Annotated in this window: 6 protein-coding genes; 5 read left to right on the top strand and 1 reads right to left on the bottom strand. The window is 70.4% G+C overall.

The window, feature by feature from the left end; genetic code table 11:
* The 5 genes from L0B03_RS14455 to L0B03_RS14435 all read left to right on the top strand — a co-directional run.
* Positions 1-151 (top strand): SHOCT domain-containing protein (locus L0B03_RS14455; protein ID WP_250446995.1); only part of this gene is annotated, 151 nt, incomplete at its 5' end.
* An 8-nt stretch (positions 152-159) separates the two neighbouring features.
* Positions 160-1,440: a TFIIB-type zinc ribbon-containing protein gene (locus tag L0B03_RS14450; RefSeq protein WP_250446993.1), complete on the top strand. Its 1,281-nt coding sequence runs from the start codon at positions 160-162 to the stop codon at positions 1,438-1,440.
* Between the two features lie 2 nt (positions 1,441-1,442).
* A complete protein-coding gene (locus tag L0B03_RS14445; RefSeq protein ID WP_250446991.1) occupies positions 1,443-1,772 on the top strand; it encodes a hypothetical protein in 330 nt (109 codons plus the stop codon).
* 171 nt (positions 1,773-1,943) lie between these two features.
* Positions 1,944-2,363 carry a hypothetical protein gene (locus L0B03_RS14440; RefSeq protein ID WP_250446990.1) on the top strand — a complete coding sequence of 140 codons (420 nt, stop codon included), beginning with the start codon at positions 1,944-1,946 and terminating at the stop codon, positions 2,361-2,363.
* A 104-nt stretch (positions 2,364-2,467) separates the two neighbouring features.
* Positions 2,468-2,812: a cytotoxic translational repressor of toxin-antitoxin stability system gene (locus L0B03_RS14435; RefSeq protein ID WP_250446988.1), complete on the top strand. Its 345-nt coding sequence runs from the start codon at positions 2,468-2,470 to the stop codon at positions 2,810-2,812.
* On the opposite strand, the gene L0B03_RS14430 is transcribed toward L0B03_RS14435, so the two are convergent.
* The coding region (locus L0B03_RS14430; protein ID WP_250446986.1) for a PQQ-like beta-propeller repeat protein at positions 2,796-4,365 on the bottom strand (1,570 nt) is incomplete at its 5' end. The two genes, L0B03_RS14435 and L0B03_RS14430, sit on opposite strands and share 17 nt — an antisense overlap.

Here is a 4,365-nt window from a genome sequence, read left to right as displayed (position 1 = left end):
GGAGCCCGCCGCCCCGGCCGCGGCCGCCGCGCCCACCCCGGCTGCGGAGGACCCGGTCGCCAAGCTCGCGCAGTTCAAGGCGATGCTCGACCAGGGGCTGATCACCGAGGCCGACTTCGAGGCGGCCAAGGCCAAGGTCCTGGGCCTGTAGGGGCGACCGTGAGCCACCCCAACCCGGAGGGCTCGACGCCCCCGGAGCAGCCCAGCCCCCTCCAGCCCAACCCCCTCCAGCCCAGCCCCCTCCAGCCCAGCCCCCTCCAGCCCGAGCCGCCCGGCCCACGGGTCGTCCACACCGACGGCGACTCCAAGGACGGGCTGGTCAAGTGCCTGCGCTGCGGCGCGACGGAGATCTCCCTCAACGTGGCGACGGGTCAGCTGCGCTGCCACTTCTGCCGGTACGAGTGGCAGGGTGAGGTGGGGTTGGCGAACCTCGGCCTCGACGGTGACATCGGGCAGCTGTCCGGGGTGGTGATGGGCTCGGGGTCGGTGGACATCGTGCCCTCGACCGATGAGGTCCTGACCTTCAAGTGCACGGCCTGCGGGGCTGAGGTCGTCATCGACACGGCCCATGGCACGCAGGCGCGCTGCCACTGGTGCCGCAACAAGCTGTCGATGAACCAGCAGGTCCCCAACGGCGCGGTGCCCGACGTCGTGCTGCCGTTCAAGCTCCCCAAGGACGCTGCGGTCGCGAAGATCCGCGAGTTCGTCACGAAGCGGAAGTTCTTCGCCCACCCACGGTTCACGGCCGAGTTCAACCCCGAGAACGTCATGGGCGTGTACCTGCCGTACATGGTGGTCGACGTCAACGCGCACGTGACCCTCACCGGGCAGGGCGAGCACCAGACCCGCTCGTACACGGTCAAGCAGGGGGACAACCACCGTCGGGTGTACGACGCCGACGTCTACCAGGTGGTGCGGGACTTCGACCTGCACGTCGATGACCTGACCGTCGAGTCCTCGAGCGAGCGGCTGGACCAGACGGCGGCGAACTCGAACAACATCATCAACTCGATCATGCCGTTCGACGTCGAGAACTCCGTCCGGTACGACTCGAACTACCTCGCGGGGTTCCACTCGGAGCGGCGGGACAGCAACATCGACCAGCTGACGCCGATCGCCCACACCCAGGCGGGGGACATCGCCCGTCACAAGGCCAACGAGACCCTGCAGTTCTACGACCGCGGGGTGCGGTGGGACGACGAGCAGGTGCGTGTGAACGGTCAGCGGTGGGTGTCGGCGTACCTGCCGGTGTGGCTGTACAGCTACCACCAGACCAAGTCCAACGGCAGGACGTTCCTGCACTACGTGGCGGTCAACGCCCGCACCGGCGAGACGATGGGCAGCGTGCCCATCAACCAGGCCAAGCTGCTGGGTGTCTCGGCCGTGGTCCAGGTGGTCGGCACCATCGCCGGCATCGTCGTCGTGCTGCTGGGAGGGTGATCATGGATCTGAGCGTGCTGGCCGACGCGGCCACGGGGATCTCGTTCACGATCGGCACCGGCAACGGCGGTGGCGACGGGTCGAACTTCGGCCTGCTGCTCCTGCTGGCCGGGCCCGTCTTCTACGGCCTCATGTACCTGCGCTACCGCAACTCGGACAAGCGCCACCGGCACGAGTCCGAGACCCGCGCCAAGATGCACGACATGAAGGTCCGCGACGACCGCATCAAGTCCCTCAAGGGCGTCTCGAACTCCCGCATGCGCGGCGCGAACAACAACGAGGTGCGCGGGGCCCGGCGGGGGATCACGGAGACGTTGGGGCTCGGGGACTGAGAGGGGCGGCTTCTCGGGGCGGTCGGTGAGGAGGCCACGGTCTCCCGTGGTTATTGCCCTGGAGGGCGATGTTGTGCGGTGCGGTCAACAACATGCATCGAGGCAACAACAAGGTCGGTCTAAGGTCGCGCGTACGGTGCGTACGCGATGTACGCGGCGTACGCTCACGCCATGTCGAGCACTGCGTATGCCGGGTTCCGTGACGCGCGGGACCACCTCAAGCCGATCCTCGACGTCGCCGGCTCCGGGCGCATGGTGACGGTGGCCCGGGGCGATGAGGTCTTTGCGGTCGTGTCAGGAGAGAAGTTGCGCCAGTTCCTGGCTGCGACGGTCCCTTCACGAGCCGGTGTGGTCGCGCAGGAGGACGGCTCGTTCGCGGTCGTGATCCCCGGTGTTCCGGTCGCGGCTGAGGCCACCACGCTGGATGCGACGCTCGACGAGATGGTCGTCGTCCTGCGTGACTACGCCGACGACTGGGAGGTCGACCTCTACCTCGCGCCGAACCACCAGGGCAACTGGGGGCTGGTCAACCTCATCCGTCTGTCCGACGACCACCAGCTGCGGGATTGGCTCGAAGGCAAGGCCCGTTGACCCAGCACCCACCCGGCGACAGGGGAAGTCACCAGGCCTTCTGCGAGGTCGAAGGTTGGCAGGTCCGAACTAGCGCGCGAGGGCGCTCCGGTCAGGATCACGTCATGTACGAGCTGCGACTCGACGACGGGCGCGTCCTCCTCACCCGGGTCTCCCACCCGGTGGACCGCACCACGTACGGGCGCTCCATGTGGTCGCACATCCTGCGGGATCAGCTCGAGGTGACCGAAGGCGAGTTCGGGGCCTGCGCCCGAGACCACGTCCTCCCGGAACGGAGCCGACCGGTCGAGGAGTCGCCTGCCTTACCCGTGTGGCTCGCCCAGCACCTGCTGGACGCCGGCATCCCGAAGGACGAGCTCGTCGGGATGGACGAACCACAGGCACGCAAGCGGCTTGGCGAGATCTGGTCCACGGAAGGCGATCGACCCCGGGTCAGTCCTCGAGGGTGAAGCCCTGCAGGGCGCCGTCGACGGCGATCACGTGGGTGCCGTCGTGGGCGTCTCCCGTGTCCTGGAGGGCGGCCACGGTCCATGCCGGGGCGGGGGCGCCGTCGGGGCCGCAGGGGCTCAGCAGGCTGCCGCCCCGCCGGTCGGTGACCGACCGGTCCTGGTAGACCCACGGCACGGCGTACTCGAGGGTGACGGGCTCGGACTGGCAGGCGAAGACGTCGTCGTCGGCGGTGGGCTCGGTGGTGCCGGTCGCGATGTCGACGAGGACAGGCCCGTCGGTGCTGTCGATCCGCAGGGTGGTGCCGTCCGAGGCGGGGCCGGGGTTCTGGCGGACGATGTTCGCGACCTGCTCGGGGCTGGCCTCGACGCTCCAGGCGGTCTCCCCGGTGGCGGGGTCGAAGCCCTCGATCCTGGCGGTCGCGTCGGCGCCCTCCTCGCTCTCGGGTCCGTACATGGCGTTCTCGCTCAGCACGCAGCGCACCATGAGGGGCGCGTCCCCGGCCTCGACCGGCAGGCAGTCGTGCAGGGCGCGCGCGGCGGTCCACAGCGGCTCGCCGTCGTCCTCCCTGAAGCCCGCCAGGCGGTAGCTCGGGTTGGAGAAGGGCTCCCCGGCGTCGATCTTCGCCTGCTGCTCGGGGGACACCGTCAGCAGGTAACCCACGTACACCCCGGCGTCCTCGACGTGGGTGAAGGACCACCCGAGGTTGGTGGTGAGGTCGTCGCCGAAGATCTCCGCGATGGGCCGCTGCCACTGCACGGCGCCGTCGCGCTGGACACCGAGCTGCTCGCCGGGGCGGTCGTTGGTCGCGAAGAGCCCTCTGCTGCCCACCGAGCGGGCGTCGGGCGGGGTGCCGTCCTCCTCGGTGCGGGCGGAGCCGTCGGTCAGGTCGACCCGCAGGGAGGGGGCGCCGCTGGGCGTGAAGCACAGGTCGGTGCCGTCGTCGCAGGCGCCCACCGGGGTCGACGTCAGGGTCGCGTCGGCGCGGTGCAGCTCCTCACCGGTGCGGGCGTCGAGGGCGACGATCGGGCGGGGCAGATCGCTGGTGGTCTCGGCGGACGGGTCCTGCGTGGGGACGGTGGCCAGGGCCACGGGGGTGCCGGTGGAGTCCTCGGAGGTCGCCGGGGTGAACGGGAAGCCCGCAGGAACCGACCCCGGGCTCCACGGGTGGGACCACAGCTGCTCCCCGGTCGCGACGTCCACACCCACCATGTCGACCTCACGGTCCCGGGCGCGGGTCAGCACCACGGCCACGCCGCCGGTCACCGACGGCTGGCCGATGACGTTGAGGTCCAGGCTCCACGTCGGCTCGACCTCCGTGGCGTCCCGACCCAGGGTGCCTTCGGCCTCGGGGGAGGGCGCCGTGTCGGACGGTGCCGGGCCGCCGTCCTCCTCGGGGGCAGACGGGCTGCAGGCGGCAAGCCCGGCAGCGAGCGTGAGGACGGCGAGGACAGGGGTGAGGCGGCGCACGAGGGAGGAACCTACTGCATCGGGTGCGGGGGGTCGGGCGTGCTGTGCGACGCGGTTGGCGACGCGGTTGGCGTCGCGCGGGGCG

Origin of the sequence: Actinotalea sp. C106 (genome assembly GCF_023630195.1) — a bacterium.
Classification (GTDB): domain Bacteria; phylum Actinomycetota; class Actinomycetes; order Actinomycetales; family Cellulomonadaceae; genus Actinotalea.
Note: the sequence above shows the minus strand (reverse complement) of the source record. Positions and strands in the feature narration are given on the sequence as shown.